This window comes from Alicyclobacillus pomorum DSM 14955 (assembly GCF_000472905.1).
Classification (GTDB): Bacteria; Bacillota; Bacilli; order Alicyclobacillales; family Alicyclobacillaceae; genus Alicyclobacillus_A; species Alicyclobacillus_A pomorum.
Window position 1 is genome coordinate 14,672 of record NZ_AXAR01000004.1, and the last position, 23,630, is coordinate 38,301.

Here is a 23,630-nt window from a genome sequence, read left to right on the forward strand (position 1 = left end):
TCGTTCCTCCCTTTACTGGCCGCGAACTTGGTCCATGTCCAAGGTACTGTCGATGTGGTGTAGGACGTCGTTTTCCACAAACCGCGCCGCTTGAGTACAGGTGACGTACCAAGCACGTGCGTTACTACTGCCATGCGCTTTAAAACATCCGCCGGCCACCCCAAGAAACGGTGCTCCACCGTACTCGGCGTAGTCGAATCGACGTCGAAACGACTTCAACGAAGGCGCGAGCCCAGCGGCCATCAACTTGGTCCACCAGTTTTGCAGGAACGCTTCCTTGAGTGCTCCGAAAACGCCCGCGCCGACACCTTCCACCAGCTTGAGCACGACGTTGCCCACGAAGCCGTCACAAACGACCACATCGACAACGCCGTTCATCAATTCGCGCGCCTCGACGTTCCCCGTAAAGTTCAAATCGGCCGTTTTCAGCAACGAGTACGTTTCTTTGACGACGGCATTGCCTTTTCCTTCTTCCGAACCGACGTTTAACAAACCAATCCGCGGCTTGTCGATGCCGAGGACGTACTTGGAGTAGGCGTTGCCCATGGCCGCAAATTGAAGCAGGTGCTTGCTGTCTGCATCCATCGTCGCACCTGCGTCCAGCAGCATCACGCCTTTTCCGTCAAACGTAGGCAACACCGGAGCCAGAGCAGGTCGGTCAATCCCTTGTAGTCGCCCGACAACCAACAGTCCGCTCGCCACCAGCGCTCCGGTATTACCTGCGGAAATCATGGCATCTGCCTTTCCATCTTTGACCATCTGCGCCGCCATCACCAGGGACGAATTCGGCTTGCGCCGCACAGCGCGTACCGGTTCATCGCCGGCCTCTACCACCGATTCGGTGTGAATCACTTCTATATTGGATGGCAAGTGACCGACCTGGCGAATGCGTGACTCGTCTCCAATCAGCAATAGTTCCACGTCTGGACGTTGTCTTGCGAACTCGATGGCACCACTGACGGGAGCCTCAGGTGCGTAGTCACCGCCCATGGCGTCAACGACGATTTTCATCCTTCCACTCCTTCGACGAAAACTCATATACTCCCGACGGCTCGGTGACAACCCAAATCACGCCGTCGAGAACTTTCCCGGCTTCGGACGTGGTCTCCACCCGACACTTGGCGACAGGCCCTCTCACTGCCACCACATCCACGCGGGACCTCAGCGTCTCTCCAAGGTAAGCTACTCGATAAAAACGCAGTTCGGTTTTCGCCGTCACTGCCACATCGGCGTCCATCACGGCGGTCGCGAGGGAGTTCACTTGGGCAAACAAGTGATGTCCGCGAACAATTTTGGTTCTCGAAAATACGTGTGCAGCCGTCGCTTTGAACTCCGACACGGCGTAGCGATTCAACTTCAATTCCACGATGTCACCGACCACTTCATTCTGCTCGAGGGCGCGAATGGCATCGTGGTGTTTCGTGGCAACCTGTCGGATGCGCTCCCTTGCCTCCGGGATGTTCAGCGCTGTTCGGTCCAGGCGAATCGTCGCCACGCTGACGCCGAAACGCTCCGCTAACTGGTCGTCCGTGGCAAAGGGATTCTCCTGAACGTACAGTTTGAGAGCTTTCCTTCGTTCAAACTTATTCAGCGCCATCCCTCTTTTCGTGCAGTTATAACCAGATAATATGACCTGCTACTAAATTGTATGTGAAAATCACGTCGGTCTGCAAGCAAAACTTGACCACGTCGCGCCCACCCTTGTCAGTCTAAACATTCACTCTATGTACTTCATGCTCCCCGTGCGTGACCGTTCCGGTCTGGAGCCCAAGAAAAAAAAGCCGGTATCCACGACCGGCTTTTACGTTCCTTACTTCACATTCAATACCTGACGTCCCTTGTAAGAACCACAGTTCTTGCAAGCATGATGAGCCAACTTGTATTCGCCGCACTGCGGGCATTGAACCATGCCCGGCAACTCCAACTTGAAGTGCGTCCGACGCAAGCGTTTGCGGGTTTTAGACGTTCTATGTTGCGGTACTGCCACTGACGACACCCCCTTTACAGACTGCCGGTTAACATCTTACTGTGATTCGTCCGATGAAAGCAAGTCCTGTAACGCCGCGAGCCGCGGATCTACCCGCCGCGTGTTGCACGCACACTGTTGGCGGTTCCGATTGCAGCCGCAAACCGGGCACAAGCCTTTGCAATCTTCGGCACAGACCGGACAATACTCTAACGCCAAAATGATGGTTTCTTCGATGTACGGATCCAGTACAATTTCGTCGTCAGCGACGAGATGAATGTCCTCGCTTTCCTTCGACTCCAGATTCGTAAACGACTCATCAAAGGGGACGTCGAGCGTTTCTGAAGCATCTTCCAGACAGCGAGAACATTGATACGTGACCGTGGCGCGGAGTGCCCCATGTACGCGACATTGGTGCTCAGACCCTGCCGCATGGACCGCTACCTCTACTGGACTGATGTCGCGAACCTGTTTGTTTTCCTCTGCCAAGCGAGGCAGGTACACCGAGTCGTGCACATCTAGACCCGTGCCGGCCTTTTGAACACTCCGGAAGCTAATATTCATGAATACCACCCTATCGGCAACAAAGTTGAGTATACCTTCTATCGTCCAATGGTGTCAATGAAAATGACTTGGCATCTCGCGCGATGCCCTACACCGGTTCAGACTCGCATTGCTGAGCCGCAGCCAAGATGTCATCCATCACCGCGATGGCCGCTTTGTACCCAGCGGTGATGGCTTCCTGCGCTCGATTGAACTGGGACGTTCCAATGTCTGACACGTCCGGTTCAATGCGCACGTCCGCCCCCTGGATCCGAGGTTCAACCAATTGATGTTGCATCAGATCAATGGATTGCATAATCACGTCCATGATGGTTTCAGGCACGGTGGCTCTTTGCGCCGCCGCGACATCCACTGCAATCACGATATCTGCACCTAGACTGCGACAGGCTTGAACAGGAACCCGTTCCAACACACCGCCGTCCACAAACACCCCCTGGTCGGTGACGTACGGAACGAAGACTCCCGGAATCGAGATGCTCGCGCGAACGGCATCCGCGATGTTCCCGGACGTCAGTAGAACCGCCCGACGCTGTGTCAGTTCTGTGGTCACAACGCCAAACTTGACCGGTAATTCGTGAAACTGCAGCCGACGCGTCAAAAGCGCTACCATCTGGTGGATCTTTTCACCGGAAATGAGCCCGATTTTTGGCACCGTCAGATCTAGCCAATGGCGCCAACTGAGGGAACAGGCCAGTCGCTCCATGAAGCGCGGTTGCATCCCCGTCACGTAGAATGCCCCAATCAAACTTCCCATGCTCGACCCCGTAATCACCTTTGGGCGCACCCCGTATTCATCCAGAGCTTTCAGCACGCCAACGTGCGCAAATCCCTTTGCAGCTCCAGACCCCAGGGCCAAACCCAGTGTTTTCCCGGCCATGCGTTCATCACCTCGTTCCAGTGATGCGACTTGCCACACGCCTGCTTCGTCGGATGCAGCACGTCCGCTGTCATGCTCCATTGGTCAAATGCGACGGTGCCGCGATACAGGTGGTTACTCAGGTTTTTGATACTTCTGCCGCAACGCCTTGGCAATCACCGTTGGCACGTATGGCTCGACATTCCCGCCGTACGATGCGACTTGTTTCACCAGAGACGAACTCACATACGACAGACCTGGATGGGTCGGCAGGAACACCGTAATTGCAGATGGCTCCAGACTTCGATTCATGTGCGCCAACTTCACCTCATTTTCATAGTCAGCTGGCTCACGCAGCCCTCGTACAATCACACGGGCACCCACTTTCCGAACGTAGTCCACCAACAACCCTTCAAAGTGGTCTACGGTTACATTCTGTATATGATGAGTGGCTGCAGCAATCAAGGACAGCCGCTCATCTGTTGAAAAAAGCGGGCGTTTGTCAGGATTCACTAAAATCGCCACAACCACCTTGTCGAACAGTTTCGCCGCTGTTTCGACGACTTCCAAGTGGCCGTTGGTAAATGGATCAAAACTTCCAGGATACACTGCAAGTTTCACAAATCATCCCCCATGTCTACACCGCCGTAGCTGCGGTACATCGTGACAGCAATGTCTCCGTATACTTTGCTCTTCGCCACTTCTAAATCCCCCACCTGACTCGGCAGGAGCACGTCCTTCGGGTGTTCACATACCACCCCAAACCGTGGATGTACAGAACACCGAGAAATCGAAGTCAGCACGGGAACCCACAGGTTCTTGCTGTACGGAGGATCCACAAACACCCAACCGACATCCAGGCCCGCGGCACAAATCTTGTTCCATGCGTCTTCCCAGTCGGCGCGGTACACCTTTGCACGATGCCCAGCTTTACAACGGGTGAGATTTTCCCTCAGCGCCGCCAGACTTGCTGGGTGAATGTCCGCAAAGATGGCTGACTCAGCACCGCGGCTCAACGCTTCGATGCCGAGTGCACCAGACCCGGCGAAGAGATCCACCGCGACCCCTCCAGTCCAGTTCCAGCCTAGCAAATTGAACATGGACTCCTTCACTCTGTCCGTGGTCGGCCTCGCCACCTGCCCCTTCGGCGCAACCAACGTCAACCCTTTCCACTCTCCAGAAATCACGCGCATCGCTCTGCATCACTCCATACCAAACACCCACACAAATGTTCCGCTTCACTGTAACACAGTGCAAATCGTCCGACAAAAATCTTCACCAACAAGTATAGTACGTGAAAAGTTGGCAAAACTATGGATAACAACGGCGAGAGCTGTTGTAGGCAACCGCGGGAGAAGCCTTACGTTCCCCATAAGCGCTTCCCTCCGGTTTCTCCTCTCCCAGAAATCGTTCGCGCGCAGCGCGAACGGCAGAACCCACGCGTACCCGGGCGTGGGTTTTCTGCGTCATGCGAAAACACCCGGATGCATGTTCTCCTAAAATGTCTGCCAGGTAGATCCGAACTCGCACCCAGCGTAGTATAATCGGCTCAACGGCACTGGAAGACACGCCTTTTGTTTATTCGTAATACTTTGATAGATGCAGAAAGGAATCATGCAGCATGAATCCACACCTTTGGACCCTGACAGAAACACAAAACGCCTTGAATCGAGGGCAGTTGTCCTACGTGGAACTGGCGACATGGTATTTGCAGCGGATTGAAAAATACAACCCCGGCCTTCACGCGTACATTACAGTGGCCGAGGACGTCGTGGATAAAGCGCGTATGCTGGATGACAAACGGGCGCGCGAAGTGCCTGTAGGCCCCTTAGCCGGCGCTCTGGTGGCCGTGAAAGACCTGATTGATACAGCCGGTATCCGAACAACGTATGGCGGGAGACATTTTACCAACCACGTTCCCGACGTGTCCGCGACTGTCGTCCAGCGATTGGAGCAGGCGGGCGCCATCGTCGTCGGCAAAACGAACTTGCACGAGTACGCGTACGGCACAACGACGGAAAACCCGCATTACGGAAACGCTCGCAACCCCTGGAACAAAAACAAGATAGCCGGCGGATCCAGCGGAGGATCGTCGGTGGCTCTATCGGCTGGACTGTGCACCGCTGCACTCGGCACAGACACGGGCGGCAGCATTCGCATTCCAGCGGCGCTCTGTGGACACGTGGGATTGAAGCCCTCCTACGGTCTGGTGAGTAAGGCGGGCGTCTTTCCACTCGCCCCGTCATTGGATCATGTGGGGCCAATGACTAAATCGGTTGCGGACGCAGCGCTTCTGTTATCCGTCATGGCTGGCCCGGATGTGCGAGATCCTTCCACAGTCCGGCTTCCGGTACGGTCGTACAAAGGGGCACCTCTACAACGTCCCATTCGCCTCGGCATACCTGCGAATTTCTTTTTTGACCGGTGCCATCCGTCTGTGCTGCAGACGGTGCACGCCGCGTTACAGCAACTGCAATCGTCAGGTGTTGAATTGCGGGAAGTGGAGATTCCCATGATGAGCGATGCACCAGAGATGCAAAACGTGGTGATTGGCAGCGAAGCGCTGGCAGTTCATGAAGAACTGCTCGCAACCAGGAAGGATGAATACGGAGACGACGTCCGACGTCGGCTCGACGCCGCACGTTCCATTGGCGGCAGCCAATACGTCGCGGCTGCAGACTTTCGCTCCCGTTTCCGCAGTGCGTTGAAAACGGTGTTTGCCAATGTGGACGCGGTTGTGACACCGACCACCGGCCTGCCCGCTACAGGCATCGGCCAGTGGAAGGCACATGTCAAGACGGTGGAGGTCAACGTGCGAGCCCATCTTACACGGTACACCAACCCTTGGAACCTGAGCGGCCTGCCTGCCCTCTCGCTCCCGTGCGGCACATCGCCGGACGGTTTACCTGTCGGCCTCCAACTGGTTGGGCCCATGTACGCAGACGCCAAGTTGCTTCAAGTGGCGGCTTGGGTTGAAACCGTTCTCGGTAGTACGACGCTGGCCCCCGAATTCCGCTGATGCAGGAGAGATAGCATCAGCGGGGCCGTGCAGGTCTCAGTCGAAACACGAGGACCGACATGAACCAGTAACTTACACTCGAGGAAACCAGCATCGCAGCTGCTTTCGCCACGTTGCTCTCTACCACCGGCGACGCAAAGTTCATGCTGTCGAGTTCCCGCGTGAACAGAATGACGACAGCGTCGTTTATGGCAATATTCACGAGCGCCTGCAACAAAAACAAGCATCGTTGGCGCAGACTGCCGTCCGTGGCATCCTTAAACGTCCATCGGCGATTCCACAGGTAACTGTTTGCAATGGCACAGGCAACCGCGATGGAATTGCAAAGGGTCAGTTCTAACGCGGTCTTCGGTGTGCTCAAGAAAAGTAGGACATTGAGCACAAAAAGGTCGACGACAGCATTCATGCCGCCGACCACCAGAAACTTTACATACCGTTTCCATGAAGCGCGCGGCCATTCTTGAAGCCGAGTCAAATTAGACGGCACGCGGACGGCCTCCTTGCTGCAGTGTACGAAGGTCAACTAGGAGCGGCTCTGCCGTACCACCTCGGAGGCCAAAGGGACCCGCCGTGACAAAAGTTGCTCATAGTGGTTCAGCAGTTGCTGCGTCGGGGCCGCCCAATCCACACCGCGCACCAATTCGTCTGCACGGCGGCGCACCCGCTCCCGGACGGACGCGTCGTACAGAAGCAGTTGGATGGCGCGACACATGTCCTCCGTTTGTTCCGGATTGAAGATGACGCCTGCATCTCCATCCTCCAAAACTTCCCGCGTCGGCAAACTGTCCGCCGCCATCACGGGTAAATGTGAAGCCATGGCCTCAAACAACACCAAGCCGAGCGTCTCGGTGGTGGACGGAAACACGAAACCGTCGGCCGAAGCGTACGCTTCGGCCAGTTCGGCACCATGCAAATACCCTGTGAACACCGTCTGTGTGCCTTGAAAGACACGCTCTAACTGCGCCCTGTGCGGACCGTCGCCCACGATGGCCAAGCATACGTCCGGAAACTGGTCCAAGCAAGGTCGGAGGCGTTCAATACCTTTTTCGGGCGCCAGCCTCCCGACGTACAGTAAGATCTTCTTGTTGGTACTGTCGCCGCCGCACAATCTGTGCCGCATTTCCTCCGAGCGCTTGGCATTGGCGTATCGTTCCACGTCAACGCCGCGCTCCCATAATCCCAGGTTGCGGAAGCGATGTACCTCCAACTCTTGCAGCATCGCCTTCGAGGTACAGAGATTGACGTCTGCAAAATTATGGAGCGTACGAAAATACCACCACAAGGCCGGCTCCAACCATGACATTCCGTAGTGGCGCGCGTACGTAGGTACATTTGTGTGATACGAAGCCACCAAGGGAAGGTGGAAGCGCTTCGCGTAGTAGATTCCGCCCAGTCCCAGGAATGCCGGATTCACCACGTGAATCAGGTCCGGATCGAACGCCTTGAGCGCCCGTCCAATCTTCCTCCGTGGAAACGCAAACTTCTTTTCCGGGTAGAGAAAAAAGGAAAACGAAGGCAATCCAACGACCCTTGCGGACTCGTACGTTTCCGGACCGCCTTCCGGGGCGAACAACAACACCTCGTGTCCAGCAGCGTGTAAGTGTTTCAATGTCGCGCACAATCTCGTAACGATTCCGTCTGTCCCCGGAAGAAACGTTTCCGTAAACATTGCAATCCGCATACGCCAGGCCTACCTCCAGCTCGCGTTTGGTGCAATCACTCCGAAGTCGACCCGATCTTTGTAGCGTATTGCCGTTTCAATCAAATCACGGATCAACTGGTCAGACAACAAGTGTGGCTTGAGACCCAGATCTAGCAGTTTGGTATGCACCGCATTGTAATAGTGTTCCTCTTTTTCGACGCGGGGATTTGGCAAGTGTGTGATGTTTGCCCGCAACCCCATCTCCGCCGCAACTTTGGTAACCCGCTCTGCCAATTCAAGAACGGAAAACTGCTCTGTGAACTGGTTGAACACGCGAAACTCACCAAAGTCCGCAGGATGCAGCGCTGCCAACTCCACACATTGCACCGTATCTCGAATGTCGAGAAACGCGCGCGTTTGTCCACCTTTACCGTAGACAGTCAAGTCATGGCCGACCGCCGCCTGGATACAAAAGCGGTTTAAAGCGGTACCAAACACACCGTCGTAGTCAATGCGGTTATGTAACCGCGGATCCCGCTTTGTCTCCTCCGTCCATAATCCGTACACGACGCCCTGGTTCAAATCCGTTGCCCGCAGGCCCCACGACTTGCATGCAAACATGATGTTGTGACTGTCGTGCACTTTGGATAAGTGGTAGAACGAAAAGGGTTGCTTCGGATAGGGCAACACATCTTCGCGACCCTTGTGCTGAATTCGAATATACCCTTCCTCAATGTCGATGTTCGGCGTTCCGTATTCACCCATTGTTCCCAATTTAATTAAGTGACATTCGGGCGCAATTTCCTTGATGGCGTACAGTACGTTGAGCGTGCCAACCACGTTGTTGACCTGTGTGAACACCGCGTGTTCACGGTCAATCATCGAGTACGGCGCTGAGCGCTGCTCCGCGTAGTGCACGATGGCATCCGGCTGAAAAGTCCGAAACACATGTTCAACGAACTCGTAGTCCATCAAGTCGCCGACGAATGTTTGAATCTCTCGTCCAGATATTTCTTTCCACGCCGCTACGCGCTCCTCAAGAGACAGGATAGGCGTAAGAGACTGCGTGCCGAGTTCTTCGTCCCACTTTCTACGAATCAAACTGTCGGCGATGGCCACCTCATGGCCTTTCGCAGAAAAGTGTAGAGCAGTCGGCCAGCCGCAAAAACCGTCTCCTCCGGCGATTATAATCTTCATCCCCATGGTCACCTCGTCGGAAGTCATATCAAAACACTTTTACTCCCTCTCACTGTACAAGTTTTGACGCTGCGGAGCAAGTTGGGCGCATCACACAAAAAAAGCAGGGTGAACAATCACCCTGCAGATCACCATGGTCCGTGGAAATCGCCGTAACATTCTCCGGCGTAACACGTCCACTTCCAGTACCAGCGTAATCCCTTCCGACATACGTAAAGGGCGCTCCGAATGGGTTTCATACGAACCACCTCGAGACCAGTGTGCCCGAGGTGTCGGAACCTTATCCTTCACCGCATCCGTCGCCTGTGTCTTCCCGTACCTCCGCAATCTTTTGGCCCATGCGCACCACATCTCCCGTTCGCACATGAACGGATTCTACCATGCCCGGCTGGAACAGCAATATCACCGTGGATCCGAATTCAAATCGCCCGAGTTCCCGTCCTCTGTGCACTGGAACACACACCGTGCCGCTCATCATATTCAACCTCCGTCGGCGAAACGGCGGTTCATATGAGGGCCCGTATGGTGTCCGGATGCTGCCGACGATGGTAGCCCCCACCTTCACCACGGCCACATTGCCAAGCGACGTCTCCAATTTCGTGATAAGGCGCTCATTTCTCGTAAACAAGCCTCTGATATTGCGGACTCCGGACGCGTTGACAGGGTACAACGTACCAGGAATGTACCGCCAGAACGTCACAGTCCCGGACAAAGGCGCATGAATCCGGTGATAATCGCGAGGACTCAAATAGATAGTTACGTAGTGCCCGCCGCGAAACTCGGCCGCCAAGTCCTCTCCACCCACCAAAGACTCGAGGGAATACTTGTCACCTTTCGCCTGTAGCAGCGTACCCCGATCCATCATTCCCATTTCGCTCACGGTTCCGTCTACCGGGGATACCGCTCCACTGGCGGACACCGGTCGAGCACCGGCACGCAAACCCCGCGCAAAAAAATCCACCAGGCACTGGTACTCGCCCGGCGCGCGTTCTGAATCTGTGCAATCTATCTGGTAGTGACGAATGTACCAAGGAATGAGGTGTCTGCTCCACGGCTGTCTTGCTGCACTTCCTACGATTGCCGTAAGAGCTCGCTTCGGCAATACCTTGAGTGTCACTTTACCCAACAAGGACTTCATTGCTACACTCCTACTCCTGCTACGGCAAATGCCTTTGACGGACCACCGGTTGAACGATGCCTAGCACTAATCTTTGTAGTACGAATCATACGGAATCCGCTGCACGGCGGCTTTCAACGCTTGATACGCCGGCAACAGCCAAAAGTCCGGGTTCTGAATGAGGGCTACCGCTTCATCACGAGCCACTTCCATGATGCGAAAGTCCTTCACTAAATCACCGACAGTAAACTCCGGCAAGCCACTTTGCCGCACTCCTAAAAACTCTCCCGGACCGCGCAGTTCCAAGTCTTTTTCCGCGATGACGAAGCCATCCTGCGTAGCCACCATCGTCTGCATGCGTTGCACAGCATACTCCGACGTCGCATCTGACAACAGTATACAATAGCTGGCGTGTTCCCCACGGCCCACTCGACCGCGCAATTGGTGCAACTGAGCCAATCCGAACCGCTCTGCGTGGTAAATCATCATGACCGTCGCATTGGGAACGTGGATGCCCACTTCAATCACCGTCGTACTGACCAGGACCTGGATATCACCCGCCGCAAACCCACGCATCACCTCATCTTTTTCTCGAGCACTCATTTTCCCGTGCAGTAGGCCTACTGTGTGCCCGGCGAATCGGTCCTTTAATCGGGCTTCCAATTCCGTAGCAGACAACACGTCGGTCACGCGCTCTGATTCCTCCACCAACGGCGCCACCACGTACACTTGTCGTCCAGCAGCGAGCTCGCGCCGCGCAAACCGAATGGCCGTCTCTTCTTCGGACATCCGGAGCCAAGTGGTACGTATGGGCTTGCGCCCAGACGGCAATTCCCGGATGGCCGTCACGTCCAGATCTCCATAAATCGCCAAAGCCAAAGTGCGCGGTATCGGCGTGGCAGACAGGAACAGAACGTCCGGCGTTCGTCCCTTTTGCCGAAGAATCGAGCGCTGCGATACCCCAAAGCGATGCTGTTCGTCGGTCATGACCAGTCCAAGCGAAGAAAACACCACGTCTTCGGTCAGTAACGCATGTGTGCCAATCACGAGATGGACTTCACCGCTCTGGAGCTCCTTCAAAATCTCCGCACGCTCCTTCGCCGGCGTGCTTCCTGTCAGCAAACGAACAGTCATCCCAAGGGGGACCAATCGCCGCGTGGCTTCCGAATAATGTTGTTCCGCAAGAATTTCCGTCGGCGCCATGAGCGCACTTTGCTCGCCGCAACGAAAGACGGCGTACGCGGCCCAAAACGCAACCCACGTCTTTCCGGAACCAACGTCGCCCTGGATCAAGCGCTGCATGGGTGTGTCTCGGGTGAGGTCGGCCGCGATGGCCCGACACGCTGCCTCCTGTCCTCTGGTCAGCGGATGTGGCAACGAATCTCGATACATCGGAAAGGCGTCTTGTGGCAGCACTCGACCTACACCTTGGGTTTTCTGCTGCCGTTGGGCACGAAACCATTGCAACTGCAATTGAAATAGGAAGAATTCCTCAAAGGCTAACCTTCGGTGCGCTTGTCGCAGATCTTCGTCGGTCTCCGGTTTGTGCATCTTATATACCGCTTCTTGATGAGACACAAGGCGGTACTTGCGGACGAGCTCCTGCGGAAGCACTTCCTCGAGTTGTCCTGCGTACGTCTGCAGCGCTTTGTCAATCACGGCCTGGATCTGCGTAGACGAGAAGTCCTTGGTGCTTGAATAGACAGGCATGTACCCGCTATCCGGTTCGACACCGCCAAAATCTGTATGAGAAACGACCAGCGTGTGCTTCTTTGCATTGTAACGCCCTGTAACGACAACCACGCGTCCGTCTACCAGTTTGGGTTTGAGGTAGTGTTGGTTAAACCAAATCGCAGTGACCCGATGTCTGTAATCCACCCTAAGCCACGCTGAGCACACGGATTTACGGCCGTGCCAACGAATGCGGGCAGCTCCTTCAATCACACCGCGCACGGTGACCCGCTCCGTTGAGAACGACTCCAACGGGCGGGGTCTCCTATCCTCGTACTTTCGTGGGAAATAGTGTAGAAGGTCGTAGACATTATGAATGCCCAATGCGGCTAAGCATTTTTGCTTGGCCTGCCCAACACCTGGAATATGAGTTACGGGGAGAGAACGGAGCATTGCTGACTACTCCAATGACAAAATATAGTCGTATACCGGTTGACCACCGTACTTTAATTCTACCTCCAAATCGAACTGGCGTTCAATTTGTGTCACCAGGCGATGCAACTCGTCTTCTGGCACGTCGTGTCCGTAAAACACCGTCAGCAGTTCAGCGTCTGCGCTGCCCATCTCACGGACGACGTCCATCACCGCTTCATCTCGGGAATCCCCAACGTACACCAGTTGTTGACGGTCAAAGCCGAGGTATTGGTTTGCTCGAATCTGCCTATCTTGAAAGACGCTGTCGCGTACAGCACGCACGACGAGGCCAGAATGTACGAGTTCAATGGCTTCGGTCATTCGCGCAACGTTCTGGTCTACCGAAGCATCTCCGTGGAAAGCCATCATCGCGGCAATCCCTTCTGGCACCGTGGTGGTCGGCACAACGTGAACCGTCGAACCCAATACTTCTTTCGCTTGCTGTGCGGCGAGCACAATATTCTTGTTATTGGGCAGAACAATCACATGGTCACTATGTGCAGACCGGATGGCAGACACAATCTCCTCTGTACTCGGATTCAAAGTCTGTCCGCCAGCCAAAACCACATCCACGCCGAGGCTGCTGAAAATCTCAGATAACCCATCCCCTGCAGCGACGGCCACCGTCGCAAGCGGCTTTCGGCGCACCGGGGCGCTCTGAGCCACGTCTTCCACATGCTCCGACCTTGCTTCCGGCAAATGCGCGTGTTGCTCGGTCATGTTGTCAATCTTGATTTTCACCAGTGGCCCAAACGCCAGTGCGTCTTCCAGAACCCGTCCCGGGTGCAACGTGTGAACATGAACTTTCACCAGTTCATCGGTTCCGACCACCAACAGGGAATCTCCATATTGACTGAGCGTAGATTGCAACGACGCCTGAGCGTCTTCAGAATTTCCCGACTCAATCCGGATGAGAGCTTCCGTGCAGTACCCGAACTCTCCATGGTGGTCGATATGCGCGCCCGCAAAATCGAGCTTCAGCGCGGAGTCGACAGTCTCCATTCGCTCGATGGAATACGGTTCACCTTTCAACCACTGGTAAAAACCTTCAAAAATAAATACAAGCCCTTGCCCACCAGAGTCCACCACACCCGCCTGTTTCAACACCGGGAGCTGTTCTGGCGTGTGTGCAAGTGCTCTCGCTGCTGCGGCGTGCACATGGTGCATCCATTCGGCAAAATCCGGGTGTTTCTTGGCTTCGCGGAGTCCCGCCGCGGCTGCTTCGCGCGCTACCGTCAGGATGGTCCCTTCCACCGGCTTCGCAACGGCGCGATACGCAATCTGTACCCCTTCGTGCAAAGCCTTAGCAAATACCAGCACGTCCATTTCCGTCAGGTTTTGCGTGACTTTGGCAAAGCCCCGAAACAATTGCGAAAGGATCACACCAGAATTTCCTCGGGCACCCATCAACAAGCCCGATGCAAACGCTTGCGTAATGTCACATAACTTTTTGTCAGACGAATTTTCTAATTGTGCCACTCCCGAGGCAAGTGACATCTCCATGTTTGTACCTGTATCCCCATCCGGCACGGGAAAAACGTTAAGGGCATTGACCACGCCCACCATTTGTTGTAAGCGTGCGTGCCCAGAGCGAATGAGCTCCGCAAATCCAGTGCCGGTCAAATGCTGTTGGGAAGTCATTGATGGCCTCCTAATGCTCTGTTGTCACGCGTACGCCCTGCACAAAAATATTCACTTTGTCTACGGCAATTCCGATGGATTCATTGAGGACGTATCGGACTTTCTCACGGACATTTTGTGCTACTTCGTAAATGTTCGTGCCGTAACTGACAATGATATACAGATCTACGTACACCTCGTCATCCCGAATCCGAACCTCAACGCCACGGCCTGGATTGTCCCGCCCAAGCAATTCACTCAAACTGTCCTTTACTTGTTTCCTGGACGCCATTCCGACCAAACCGTAGCAGTCCATCGCCGCGATTCCGGCTGTTGTCGCGATGACGTCTTCTGAGACGGCGATGGTCCCCAAAGGCGTCTCAATCGTCTTTGGCATGCGGGCACCCCCTGCAACTGCTGCTCTGTGCAATTGTACTATATCACGGTGTACCGATGAATGCACAGTTGCGTCTCGAGAAATTCTTGTGCTAAAATACCACAGCGAGTGTTTGTGTGTATAACTTATGCGCTTTGCGGCTCAAAGGGGGGTGCGGAGAAATGGCAAAACGCTGTGAGATCTGTGGCAAACAACCGCAAACCGGTAACCTCGTGAGCCACGCGGAAAACAAGACAAGGCGCCGTTGGTTGCCGAACATCCAGTCCGTGAAGGTCAACCAAGGCGGTACGGTGAAACGCATCAAAGTATGCACGCGTTGTTTGAAAGCCGGTAAGGTAAAACGTGCTGTATAATGATTGTCCGCAATGGACCCTTCATAACGCGGCGATGCGCCGCCGGCCACAAAGAAAGCACCCGACGGGTGCTTTCTTTGTGTTTTGTATGCCTGCGCGCCCGCTCTTTGCCCCCACCGTCTGAGCGGTCAGTCTCTCGAAAACACACCAATACAAGCCTTTACAATACCTCCCACAAATCGAGGAAGTTTGATGGTGTAAAATTTCACAGCCGCTTCGCCTCCCTGTTCTTCAACCATCGGTACGCACACGATGATGCCTCTGGATATCGGTACATATATATTCCCGTAATCGGGATATGTGCACAGTGTGCTCCCAGTATGGCCGAGGGACATCCTTTGAAATTCAGGGAGTTTGGCTTGCGTTTTCCCGCAAAGCCGCAATGGCGGCGCGGTAATCCGTTGCGCCGAACACCGAAGATCCAGCCACAAATATCTCGGCGCCCGCTCTGTGTGCTGGACCGATGGTCTTCGGTCCAATCCCGCCGTCCACTTCAATTGGCACGTCCGCCCGCCCGAGCTGGTCCAGCATTTGGCGAGCCCGTTCAATCTTTGAAAGCACGCTGTTCAGAAACGGTTGCCCGCCGAAACCAGGATTTACGGTCATCAGTAGCAACATATCGATGTCGCTAGCCATTTCTCGAACGACGTCCAGCCCTGTCCCTGGATTTACCGCCAGACCTGCTTTGACACCCCGGTGTCGGATGTGTTGTACGGCCCGATGAATGTGCGGCGTAGCCTCTGCGTGTACAGAGATCAGGTCCGCGCCGGCCTCAACAAACATGTCAATGTGACGTTCTGGCCTATCCACCATCAAGTGCACGTCCAACACGCAGGAGAAGCGCTTGCGCAACGCCTCGACCACCCCTGGTCCCATGGTCAGATTTGGCACAAACGAGCCATCCATGACGTCGATGTGTATCCAATCCGCGCCGGCCTCCAGTACGGCCTGCACTTCCTCCGCAAATCTCCCAAAGTCCGCAGCCAGAATCGAGGGTGCAATCCGAACGTTCAATATTTCGTCTCCTCCTTGTGCCGAATCTCCTCGTACAGAGACCGATAGCTGGCATACCTGGCCGCTAATAGTGCCCCCTCCGCGACCGCCTTTCGAACGCCACAGTCCACTTCGTCTACATGCAGACATCCTCGATACGCGCAGCGAAGCGCAGGCTCATGGAAGTCAGGGAAGTAGTTCCGCAGCTGGTCAGAGGCTACGGTGATCTCCAGCTGGCTGAACCCTGGGGCGTCGGCGACAAAGGTCTCCGGATTCAACTGGTACAGCTCCACATGCCGGGTCGTGTGACGGCCTCGTCCCAACTTTTCACTGACTTCCCCCATCTTGAGCCCAAGGCCAGGGGACAGTGCGTTGCCAAGGGACGACTTGCCCGCGCCCGAGGGACCGACGAAAACAGCGACGTGGCCGAAAATCACGTCCTGTACGGCCTCGACGCCGTGACCGGCGTGGACGGAAACCGCCAACGTTTTGTACCCCGCCTTCTGGTACGGCGTGACGGCTTGTTCCAACTCGTCTTTCGTTCCCAAATCACACTTGGTCACGACAATCACCGGTTCAATGTTTTCACTCGACACTGCGACCAAAGCTCGGTCCAACAGGTTGGTGTGAAACGTCGGGTTCCGCAAGGAAAATACCAACAGTGCCATGTCGACGTTGGCAATCGGCGGACGAACGAGTTCTGTCTTCCGCGGCAAGACCTCCGTTACAATGCCCTCGGAACGTCCAATCGGCTCAAACTTGACCCGGTCGCCCACCAACACCGTGATACCACGTTTGCGAAATACGCCGCGTGCTCTGCAGCGGCGCACCCCCTCTTGATCCGCCACGTCGTAAAATCCTGAGAGTGCGCGCATAACGACCCCTTCTGGCACACACCGTCCTCCTTTCTTCATCATTTACTGATACGGCACGGGCTGATCATTCGTCATCTGCCCGTCCTGGTAGACCATCACTTCGCCGGCTTTGTCCGGGGTGACGTACAGTGTCACTTTCCACGCCTTCGTCGACTTAATGGTTTCGTCCACCACTGGCACGCGCGTACCGGTGGCATCAGTCGTGAAGATTTGCACGTGAATCGGCACTTTGTCTTTGTCTTTCACGTTCACAGTGACGTATTTTGCCTTGGCGTTGGCGGGCGGGTTCGCTGAAGGACCGCCATTGCCCATTCCACTCGTATTGTTCAAGCCGTTGCCCGTATCTCCACCGGATCCCCCGGAATTACGGACGACGTACAGGCTGATGACGGTACCGGCCGGTACTTTCGCGCCTGGCTTGGACGGTGTCGTATCCAGAACCGTCCCGTCGACGCCGTTCCCGGGCACGTAGGAGGTAGCCCCAACCTGCAGTCCAGCATTGAGTAAGGCCTGCTTGGCATCTGCTTCGTCCATACCAATCACACTGGGAACCGTCACCATACTGCCTTGGCTGACCTGTACGGTGATTTTCGTGTTCAATGTAATGTTCTCGTTGGCAGCAGGGACCGTCGCCACGACGTTGCCCGCATCATACTGACTGCTCTGCACGTCCTGTTCGATGATGTTGTTCTTAGGAATACCCAAGTTAATGAGTTCCTGCTTCGCCTGATCAAACGGTACATTGATGAGATCCGGCATTTGCATCTGCTGTTGCCCATCGCTGACGTAGAGCGTCACGTCGCGGCCCTCTTTGATGTGCGTAGGCCCTTCAGGGTCCTGGTCGTACACAACATCCTTGGGCTTCTGATTTGCCTCGTGCTGCTGCTTGATGTGGCTCTCCGGAACGCCCGCGGCCTCAAGGAGTTTGACCGCCTGTGCGACGTTCTTGTTGCGAACGTCTGGAATCGCGATATCTGGCACCTGAATCAGGCGCATGACGATGTAATAGGCTGCAACTACACCGATGCACAAGACGCCCACGAAAACGCCTGACCAGGCTAAAACTGTCCACCACTTCCGCTTTTTCGGCTCGGGCTCCTTCTCGGCATTCGACCCGCTGATGGCGGATTGCAAACTTCCTCCGCCAATAATCGGCACTGCAATCGTCTGGTCCGACACTTCGTCTGGCGGCACAAATTTCGGGACGTTGGGGTGCAAGAGCGCATCCCGCAGGTCCGCTTTGAGTGCTTTCATGTCTGGGTATCGAGCGTCTGGCGATTTGACCAGACAACGCAAGACGATGTTCTCCACGCTTTGCGGAATCGACTTGTTGATTTCACGAGGTTCAACGAACTTGTCTCGCAAGTGTTTGAGCGCCACGCTCACCGGCGAATCCCCAGAAAAAGGTAATCGACCAGTCAGCATTTCGTAAATGACGACACCGAGCGAGTAGATATCGCTCTTCACATCGGTGGGTGCCCCGCGGGCCTGCTCCGGCGAAAAATAGTGCACTGAGCCGAGCACCGAATGACTTTGGTGGTGCGTAATTGTGTTCCCGGTGGAAGCGCGCGCAATCCCAAAGTCCGTGACTTTCACGTGCCCTGACTTGGTGAGCAAGATGTTGTGCGGCTTGATGTCCCGGTGGATGATGTTGTGATCGTGCGCGTGTTCCAGCGCGTCACAAATCTGCCGAGCGATGTCCAGCGTCTCTTTCACAGAGAGAGGCGCGCGCTCGCGGATGACTTCCTTGAGCGTGGGCCCATCCACGTATTCCATCACAATATAGTGCTCCATATTGGGCGTGATACCGACGTCGTACAGGTTGACAATGTTCGGATGCGACAGACTGGCCGCCGACTGCGCTTCGCGGCGGAAGCGTCTGACAAATTCTTCGTCACCCGCGTACTGCGGCCGCAGCATTTTGACCGCCACCTGGCGATTCAGCAGCGTGTCCACCGCGCGATAGACCACCGCCATTCCACCGCCGCCTATTTGCTCTTGCAACTCGTAGCGCTCGCCTAAGCGCTGACTCATCGCTCATCGCCCCTCTCCCGGTGGACAACGAGCACCAACGTTATGTTGTCCGGGCCTCCGCGCTCCAGCGCAAGCCGAATCAATTGGTCCGCAACGGCTTCCACTTCCTCGTCACTCGTCGCCTGTCCCAGCGGTTCCAGCAGCGACGCCAATTCTTGCTGCGTGACCAAATTGGACAGACCATCCGTGCACAACAGCAGCGTGTCCCCCGGTGACCATTGGATGATGTCGACATCCGGTTCGCTGTGTTCAGCGGTTCCGAGAGATCGCGTGACGATATTGCGTTGCGGGTGGCGCTGCGCTTCCTCCTCAGTGAGTTGCCCTCTCCGCACAAGTTCCGCAACCAAGGAATGATCTCGCGTCACTTGACGCAGTTCCTGTCCGCGACATATGTATCCTCGGCTGTCGCCTACGTGCACGAAAATGACTTGCTCGTGGTTGTAGAGGGCGGCAACGAGCGTCGTGCCCATGCCGACGTACTCGTCGACAGACTTCGCCGCATCCCAGATTTTTCGATTTGCTTCATGGACAGCGTGCAGGAGCAAATCTGCGGGCGAGTCACTGAGACGTTCAATCTCAGCGCGCACAAACTGACTCACCGCGTCTGCAGCCATCCTGCTCGCGACTTCCCCCGCAGAAGCGCCGCCCATCCCATCTGCGACCACCAGCAGTTGCCACGGCGTGAGTTCCGTGTGCACGGAGTAACAATCTTGGTTCACTTGGCGTACCAAACCGATATGCGACCTCGCCGCATACAGCATTGATCCCCATCCCTCCAAAGGTCCGCATCCAGCTTGTGTGCCGGACTTGATTTACAGCTTGCCTGCGTGCTCTGCCCGCAGCTGCCCGCAGGCGGCGGAAATATCGTGTCCCATTTCCCGTCGCACGGTGGCATTGACACCGAGACTGCGCAGTTCATTCACAAACGCCTGAATCTGATCCTTCGGTGTACGGTGATAATTCCGTTCCGGTACGTAGTTCACGGGAATCAAATTCACGTGACTCGGCAGCCCTTTGAGCAGTCGAGCGAGCCGCCTCGCATCATCCAGGCTGTCGTTCTTTCCGCCAATCAGAGCGTATTCGAACGAAATCCGCTTGCCTGTCTTGTTGTGATAATAGTGACAAGCCTCCATCAATTTTGCAATGGGATAGGCTTTGTTGACCGGCATCATGGAAGACCGCAGCTCGTCGGTCGCGGCGTGCAAAGACACTGCAAGCGTGATGGGGCGACCTTCGTCGGCAAGCCGAATGATGCCAGGCACCAGACCCACGGTTGAAATGGTGATGTGGCGCTGGCCGATATTCAGGCCGTTCGGATCGTTCACAATGTCAATGAACTTCATGGCCGCATCAAAGTTGTTCATCGGTTCCCCAGAACCCATCAGTACAATGGAGGACACGCGTTCGTGGGACTCATCCAGCAGTCGCTGACTGTACAGCAGCTGCTCCACCATCTCGCCAGCGGTCATCTGGCGAATCATGCCCCCCAGGGTGGATGCACAGAACGTGCAACCCATTTTGCATCCAACCTGCGTCGAAATGCAGACGCTATTTCCGTATTCGTGGCGCATTAAGACCGTTTCGACCGTCACACCGTCCGGCCATCCTAACAGAAATTTGACCGTACCATCCACCTTGGACACTTGTCGCGTGACTTCGCGGGACGTGCCCAAGGTCGCCTCCTGTCCAAGGCGCTGGCGCAGTGCCTTGGACAAGTTGGTCATGTCCTCTACCGAAACCGCACGACGCTGATATAGCCATTGGAAGATCTGTTTGGCGCGATACTTTGGCTCTCCTTGGTCAGCCATCCACTGTTGCATCTCTGTCAGTGTCATATCGTATAGATGGGGCATTGTCATAACTCCTCGTCCACTCGGCGTTTTGCCAAACTCATTTTACAGGTGTTCGGCGGCCAGGATCTCGATGGCGTTTTACAAAACGCTGAATTGTATTCTACCGCCGCGTTGCCGCGCACCATGGCGGCTACGTGTCAATTTTTATAGTGTCAGGACAATTTCTTGCGCAAACGAGCCATGTAAAATCCGTCTGTCCCAAACAACTCTGGAGTAAGTAGTAACCCGCGGCCCGCCTCGGCCCGAACTGCCATGTCCTCTTCAACTACACCATTCCAATCCGCCCAAGTCAAACCAGTCGTCGGGTCCGCCAGGACGGATTCCACAAGTTCCTCGTTCTCTTCCGGCATCATGGTACACGTGCAGTACACCACAACGCCCCCCGGCTTCACGAGTCGAGCCGCACTTTGCAGCAATTCACGCTGCAGTTGTGTCAATGAGCGAACGTCGTCCTGCGTCCGTTTCCACCGAATGTCTGGGCGATGGCGCAACACCCCGAACCCGGAGCAAGGTGCATCCAACAGGACCGCGTCATACCTTTCCTCTGCACCAGGTCGGTCTGGCAACGACCTCGCGTCGGCCAGCGTCACTCTGATGCTCTGCAATCCCATCCTCTGGACAGCCGCCCGCAAGTGTTGCAGCTTGTGTGGATGGATGTCACACGCCTCCACCACACCTTCATCGCCTTGCAACTCAGCAATATGCGTGGTCTTTGTGCCGAGTCCCGCGCACATGTCCAGAATACGCTGGCCTGGCTGTGGATTCAGCAGCGGTGCGACGAGCATGGCGCCTTCATCCTGAATCGTCACCCGGCCATCCTGCAAGGCCGACCACTTGTGAATGTCCAGTCCACTGTAAAACCGAATCCCCGACGCTGCCAACCGCGACGGTTCAGCCACATCTCCGTACTCGTGCCGCAGTTCCGCCAGCACGTCTTCCCGCGACGTTCGCAGCAAGTTGACGCGCGCCGAGAATCCTGACGGTTGGTTGCACGCTTCTGCCAAAGCGACCGCCCGTTCCCGGCCAAATGCGGACTCCCAGGACGCAATCAACCAGGTCGGATACGAGTGAAGAAGCCCAATTTTGTCCGCCCAGGTTGCACAGCGGTCGGCGAGCTGCGCAAGCCGTTCACGAGCCGGCCTTTTGTCCCTCGCGAAGTTCCGCAATACACCGTTCACAAACCCCGTCGCCTTTCTCGACGACTGCTTGGTCAACTCCACCGCATCGTGAATCGCTGCATACGGCGGAACCTTGTCCAAGAACGCCAGTTGATACACAGTCATCCTCAATATGGTCAAAACGGCGGTGTCCAAGTCCTCGAGCGACCGTGATAACAACGGCTGTATAAGCGCGTCCAGGGACCGCTGACGCTGTACGGTACCGTACACGATTTCAGTACAAAGCGCGCGATCCCGGGGAGATAATGTATGCTGTTGTAACACGTGCTGCAAAGCTAAGTTCGTGTACTTACGGCGCTCCGTCACGTCACGAAGTGCCGTAAACGCCGCCGTACGGGCAATTGCCGTCATGCCTTCACCTCAGATGCTTGAAACTGCACGGTCTCGGCTGCAATCCCGCGGAACCAGTCGTCCGCGGACATGGGTCTCTTCCCACTCGGCTGCACTTGCTTGAGCTTCAACCACCCGTCCCCGGTCCGTACGCAGATGCCAACGCCGGCAACATTCCGCACCTGCCCTGGCTCCGCAGGCGCACTGCCAATGACCTCACCTGGCACCCGTTCGGCCGCCCAGATTTTTACATCCAAGCCGTTCCACGTCGTCACCGCACCCGGCCACGGCGACAGACCTCGAATGTGGTTGTACACGGCATCCGTCGGACGGCGCCAGTCCACAAATTCGTCGCTCCGCAAAATCCGATCCGCATACGTCACGCCCTCTTCCGGCTGCGGCGTCGGGGTGATGGAGCCGTCGAGATATCCAGGAAGCACCTGCATCAACAGCCTTGCGCCGACTTCGGCTAATCTGTCGTGCAATGTGCCCACGTTGTCGTCTTCCGCAATTGCCACCTTTTCCACCCCAACGATGGGGCCGGCATCCAGCGCGCGAACCATCTCCATGATGGTCACACCCGTTTCCGCGTCGCCGGCGAGAATGGCACGGTGAATCGGCGCAGCCCCCCGCCACCGTGGAAGCAGCGAGGCGTGCACGTTCAGACACCCGCGCGTCGGTATGTCCAACAGACGTTGCGGAAGCAGTTGACCATAGGCAGCCGTCACGATGACGTCTGGTTTCACCTCGCGCAACTGGTTGATCACGTCGTCCGCACCCACTTTTTGCGGTTGCCATACGGAAAGCCCGAGTTCCTGGGCCACGCGTTTCACAGGCGGTGGTGTCAATACCCGTTTGCGGCCCACAGGCTTATCCGGCTGGGTCACCACGGCTGCGACCACGCAATCGCTGCGGGCAGCCAACGCGCGCAAGCTCGGAACCGCAAAATCTGGCGTTCCCATGAACACGACTCGGTACAAGCCGTCTCCCATCATTGAGACTCCTTTTCGTAAACAATTTCGGACGGTTTCAGGTAGTCCGTGAAGAGAATCCCGTTGAGATGGTCCAGTTCATGCTGAATGCACCGCGCGAACAAACCGTCGGCATCTAGCTCCACCGTCTCGCCGTGGCGGTTCTGAAACCGAACGCGCACGTTCATAGCACGCGTCACACGGCCTCGGATGCCAGGCAAAGACAGGCAGCCCTCGTAATCTGTCTGGGTGCCGCTGGAGCTCAGGATTTCCGGATTGACGAGCTCAACCAAACCCTCTCCTACGTCAATCACGACAATTCGCTTGGCGATGCCGATTTGGTTGGCCGCGAGGCCAATTCCCTCCGCATCGTACATCGTCTCGGCCATGTCGTCCAGCAATTTGTGAATGGCGGGCGTAATCTGCGGAACGGGTTTGGCGATTTGACGTAAAACCGGGTCATCCCCGGTGCGAATGATTCGAATGGACAACGTCAACAGACTCCTTTCACATGCAGGGT

25 protein-coding genes are annotated in these 23,630 nt (G+C 55.9%); 2 read left to right on the plus strand and 23 right to left on the minus strand.

Annotated elements, in window-relative coordinates; genetic code table 11:
- Positions 1 to 12: 12 nt before the first annotated feature.
- The 7 genes from plsX to rsmD form a co-directional block, all read right to left on the minus strand.
- Positions 13 to 1,011, minus strand: coding sequence for a phosphate acyltransferase PlsX (plsX, locus tag YWK_RS0105135; protein WP_026963957.1), 999 nt, complete (start codon positions 1,009 to 1,011; stop codon positions 13 to 15).
- Positions 995 to 1,597 carry a transcription factor FapR gene (gene fapR, locus YWK_RS0105140; RefSeq protein WP_026963958.1) on the minus strand — a complete coding sequence of 201 codons (603 nt, stop codon included), beginning with the start codon at positions 1,595 to 1,597 and terminating at the stop codon, positions 995 to 997. Before fapR ends, plsX begins: the two co-directional genes overlap by 17 nt.
- Positions 1,598 to 1,810: 213 nt before the next feature.
- A complete protein-coding gene (gene rpmF / locus YWK_RS21370) occupies positions 1,811 to 1,987 on the minus strand; it encodes a 50S ribosomal protein L32 (protein ID WP_084453496.1) in 177 nt (58 codons plus the stop codon).
- A 36-nt stretch (positions 1,988 to 2,023) separates the two neighbouring features.
- A complete protein-coding gene (locus YWK_RS0105145) occupies positions 2,024 to 2,530 on the minus strand; it encodes a YceD family protein (RefSeq protein ID WP_035466146.1) in 507 nt (168 codons plus the stop codon).
- Positions 2,531 to 2,618: 88 nt separating this feature from the next.
- Positions 2,619 to 3,407 (minus strand): patatin-like phospholipase family protein, encoded by a 789-nt coding sequence (locus YWK_RS0105150; RefSeq protein ID WP_026963960.1) that lies wholly within the window; start codon positions 3,405 to 3,407, stop codon positions 2,619 to 2,621.
- Between the two features lie 114 nt (positions 3,408 to 3,521).
- Complete coding sequence (gene coaD / locus YWK_RS0105155) at positions 3,522 to 4,007, minus strand: pantetheine-phosphate adenylyltransferase (RefSeq protein ID WP_026963961.1); 486 nt, start codon at positions 4,005 to 4,007, stop codon at positions 3,522 to 3,524.
- The gene (rsmD, locus tag YWK_RS0105160) at positions 4,004 to 4,579 is read right to left on the minus strand and encodes a 16S rRNA (guanine(966)-N(2))-methyltransferase RsmD (RefSeq protein ID WP_026963962.1); all 576 of its coding nucleotides are present in this window, start codon (positions 4,577 to 4,579) and stop codon (positions 4,004 to 4,006) included. Before rsmD ends, coaD begins: the two co-directional genes overlap by 4 nt.
- A 428-nt stretch (positions 4,580 to 5,007) precedes the next feature.
- Here rsmD and YWK_RS0105165 point away from each other — a divergent pair, with 428 nt between their 5' ends.
- Positions 5,008 to 6,405, plus strand: coding sequence for an Asp-tRNA(Asn)/Glu-tRNA(Gln) amidotransferase GatCAB subunit A (locus tag YWK_RS0105165; RefSeq protein ID WP_026963963.1), 1,398 nt, complete (start codon positions 5,008 to 5,010; stop codon positions 6,403 to 6,405).
- Between the two features lie 16 nt (positions 6,406 to 6,421).
- Here YWK_RS0105165 and YWK_RS18445 read toward each other — a convergent pair whose 3' ends face one another.
- From YWK_RS18445 to YWK_RS0105205, 7 genes are all read right to left on the minus strand, one after another.
- On the minus strand, positions 6,422 to 6,892 hold the full coding sequence (locus tag YWK_RS18445) for a GtrA family protein (protein ID WP_245578514.1): 471 nt from the start codon (positions 6,890 to 6,892) through the stop codon (positions 6,422 to 6,424).
- A gap of 36 nt (positions 6,893 to 6,928) precedes the next feature.
- Positions 6,929 to 8,086, minus strand: coding sequence for a glycosyltransferase family 4 protein (locus YWK_RS0105175; protein ID WP_026963964.1), 1,158 nt, complete (start codon positions 8,084 to 8,086; stop codon positions 6,929 to 6,931).
- Positions 8,087 to 8,095: 9 nt separating this feature from the next.
- Positions 8,096 to 9,244, minus strand: a complete 1,149-nt coding sequence (locus YWK_RS0105180; RefSeq protein WP_026963965.1) for an NAD-dependent epimerase/dehydratase family protein — start codon at positions 9,242 to 9,244, stop codon at positions 8,096 to 8,098.
- 280 nt (positions 9,245 to 9,524) lie between these two features.
- A complete protein-coding gene (gene asd / locus YWK_RS0105190) occupies positions 9,525 to 10,382 on the minus strand; it encodes an archaetidylserine decarboxylase (protein WP_035466147.1) in 858 nt (285 codons plus the stop codon).
- A 66-nt stretch (positions 10,383 to 10,448) separates the two neighbouring features.
- Positions 10,449 to 12,485 carry an ATP-dependent DNA helicase RecG gene (gene recG, locus YWK_RS0105195; protein ID WP_026963967.1) on the minus strand — a complete coding sequence of 679 codons (2,037 nt, stop codon included), beginning with the start codon at positions 12,483 to 12,485 and terminating at the stop codon, positions 10,449 to 10,451.
- Between the two features lie 6 nt (positions 12,486 to 12,491).
- A complete protein-coding gene (locus tag YWK_RS0105200) occupies positions 12,492 to 14,147 on the minus strand; it encodes a DAK2 domain-containing protein (RefSeq protein ID WP_026963968.1) in 1,656 nt (551 codons plus the stop codon).
- A 10-nt stretch (positions 14,148 to 14,157) separates the two neighbouring features.
- Positions 14,158 to 14,523, minus strand: coding sequence for an Asp23/Gls24 family envelope stress response protein (locus YWK_RS0105205; protein ID WP_026963969.1), 366 nt, complete (start codon positions 14,521 to 14,523; stop codon positions 14,158 to 14,160).
- 161 nt (positions 14,524 to 14,684) lie between these two features.
- Here YWK_RS0105205 and rpmB point away from each other — a divergent pair, with 161 nt between their 5' ends.
- Positions 14,685 to 14,876, plus strand: coding sequence for a 50S ribosomal protein L28 (rpmB, locus tag YWK_RS0105210; RefSeq protein WP_026963970.1), 192 nt, complete (start codon positions 14,685 to 14,687; stop codon positions 14,874 to 14,876).
- Between the two features lie 128 nt (positions 14,877 to 15,004).
- Here rpmB and spoVM read toward each other — a convergent pair whose 3' ends face one another.
- From spoVM to def, 9 genes are all read right to left on the minus strand, one after another.
- Positions 15,005 to 15,211 carry a stage V sporulation protein SpoVM gene (gene spoVM / locus YWK_RS22825; protein ID WP_084453497.1) on the minus strand — a complete coding sequence of 69 codons (207 nt, stop codon included), beginning with the start codon at positions 15,209 to 15,211 and terminating at the stop codon, positions 15,005 to 15,007.
- Positions 15,212 to 15,221: 10 nt separating this feature from the next.
- Entirely contained in the window at positions 15,222 to 15,890 is a 669-nt protein-coding gene (gene rpe, locus YWK_RS0105220; protein ID WP_026963971.1) for a ribulose-phosphate 3-epimerase, read from the minus strand.
- Positions 15,887 to 16,762: a ribosome small subunit-dependent GTPase A gene (gene rsgA, locus YWK_RS0105225; RefSeq protein WP_026963972.1), complete on the minus strand. Its 876-nt coding sequence runs from the start codon at positions 16,760 to 16,762 to the stop codon at positions 15,887 to 15,889. Before rsgA ends, rpe begins: the two co-directional genes overlap by 4 nt.
- A 24-nt stretch (positions 16,763 to 16,786) precedes the next feature.
- On the minus strand, positions 16,787 to 18,778 hold the full coding sequence (gene pknB / locus YWK_RS18450) for a Stk1 family PASTA domain-containing Ser/Thr kinase (RefSeq protein ID WP_035466149.1): 1,992 nt from the start codon (positions 18,776 to 18,778) through the stop codon (positions 16,787 to 16,789).
- Entirely contained in the window at positions 18,775 to 19,539 is a 765-nt protein-coding gene (locus tag YWK_RS0105235) for a Stp1/IreP family PP2C-type Ser/Thr phosphatase (protein ID WP_026963973.1), read from the minus strand. The genes pknB and YWK_RS0105235 overlap by 4 nt, the downstream gene beginning before the upstream one ends.
- Before the next feature lie 51 nt (positions 19,540 to 19,590).
- Complete coding sequence (gene rlmN / locus YWK_RS0105240) at positions 19,591 to 20,631, minus strand: dual-specificity RNA methyltransferase RlmN (protein WP_026963974.1); 1,041 nt, start codon at positions 20,629 to 20,631, stop codon at positions 19,591 to 19,593.
- A gap of 152 nt (positions 20,632 to 20,783) precedes the next feature.
- Positions 20,784 to 22,160, minus strand: coding sequence for a 16S rRNA (cytosine(967)-C(5))-methyltransferase RsmB (gene rsmB, locus YWK_RS0105245; protein ID WP_026963975.1), 1,377 nt, complete (start codon positions 22,158 to 22,160; stop codon positions 20,784 to 20,786).
- Entirely contained in the window at positions 22,157 to 23,119 is a 963-nt protein-coding gene (gene fmt / locus YWK_RS0105250) for a methionyl-tRNA formyltransferase (RefSeq protein ID WP_026963976.1), read from the minus strand. Before fmt ends, rsmB begins: the two co-directional genes overlap by 4 nt.
- 11 nt (positions 23,120 to 23,130) lie before the next feature.
- Positions 23,131 to 23,601, minus strand: a complete 471-nt coding sequence (gene def, locus YWK_RS0105255) for a peptide deformylase (RefSeq protein ID WP_026963977.1) — start codon at positions 23,599 to 23,601, stop codon at positions 23,131 to 23,133.
- Between the last annotated feature and the right edge of the window lie 29 nt (positions 23,602 to 23,630).

Excerpts from the sequence above, each read along its gene's own strand:
- plsX (WP_026963957.1), bottom strand. The coding sequence starts at position 1,011 with ATGAAAATCGTCGTTGACGCCATGGGCGGTGACTACGCACCTGAGGCT.
- fapR (WP_026963958.1), bottom strand. The coding sequence starts at position 1,597 with ATGGCGCTGAATAAGTTTGAACGAAGGAAAGCTCTCAAACTGTACGTT.
- YWK_RS0105145 (WP_035466146.1), bottom strand. The coding sequence starts at position 2,530 with ATGAATATTAGCTTCCGGAGTGTTCAAAAGGCCGGCACGGGTCTAGAT.
- YWK_RS0105150 (WP_026963960.1), bottom strand. The coding sequence starts at position 3,407 with ATGGCCGGGAAAACACTGGGTTTGGCCCTGGGGTCTGGAGCTGCAAAG.
- rsmD (WP_026963962.1), bottom strand. The coding sequence starts at position 4,579 with ATGCGCGTGATTTCTGGAGAGTGGAAAGGGTTGACGTTGGTTGCGCCG.
- YWK_RS0105165 (WP_026963963.1), top strand. The coding sequence starts at position 5,008 with ATGAATCCACACCTTTGGACCCTGACAGAAACACAAAACGCCTTGAAT.
- YWK_RS0105175 (WP_026963964.1), bottom strand. The coding sequence starts at position 8,086 with ATGCGGATTGCAATGTTTACGGAAACGTTTCTTCCGGGGACAGACGGA.
- YWK_RS0105180 (WP_026963965.1), bottom strand. The coding sequence starts at position 9,244 with ATGAAGATTATAATCGCCGGAGGAGACGGTTTTTGCGGCTGGCCGACT.
- asd (WP_035466147.1), bottom strand. The coding sequence starts at position 10,382 with ATGAAGTCCTTGTTGGGTAAAGTGACACTCAAGGTATTGCCGAAGCGA.
- recG (WP_026963967.1), bottom strand. The coding sequence starts at position 12,485 with ATGCTCCGTTCTCTCCCCGTAACTCATATTCCAGGTGTTGGGCAGGCC.
- YWK_RS0105200 (WP_026963968.1), bottom strand. The coding sequence starts at position 14,147 with ATGACTTCCCAACAGCATTTGACCGGCACTGGATTTGCGGAGCTCATT.
- YWK_RS0105205 (WP_026963969.1), bottom strand. The coding sequence starts at position 14,523 with ATGCCAAAGACGATTGAGACGCCTTTGGGGACCATCGCCGTCTCAGAA.
- rpmB (WP_026963970.1), top strand. The coding sequence starts at position 14,685 with ATGGCAAAACGCTGTGAGATCTGTGGCAAACAACCGCAAACCGGTAAC.
- spoVM (WP_084453497.1), bottom strand. The coding sequence starts at position 15,211 with ATGTCCCTCGGCCATACTGGGAGCACACTGTGCACATATCCCGATTAC.
- pknB (WP_035466149.1), bottom strand. The coding sequence starts at position 18,778 with ATGAGTCAGCGCTTAGGCGAGCGCTACGAGTTGCAAGAGCAAATAGGC.
- YWK_RS0105235 (WP_026963973.1), bottom strand. The coding sequence starts at position 19,539 with ATGCTGTATGCGGCGAGGTCGCATATCGGTTTGGTACGCCAAGTGAAC.
- rlmN (WP_026963974.1), bottom strand. The coding sequence starts at position 20,631 with ATGCCCCATCTATACGATATGACACTGACAGAGATGCAACAGTGGATG.
- rsmB (WP_026963975.1), bottom strand. The coding sequence starts at position 22,160 with ATGACGGCAATTGCCCGTACGGCGGCGTTTACGGCACTTCGTGACGTG.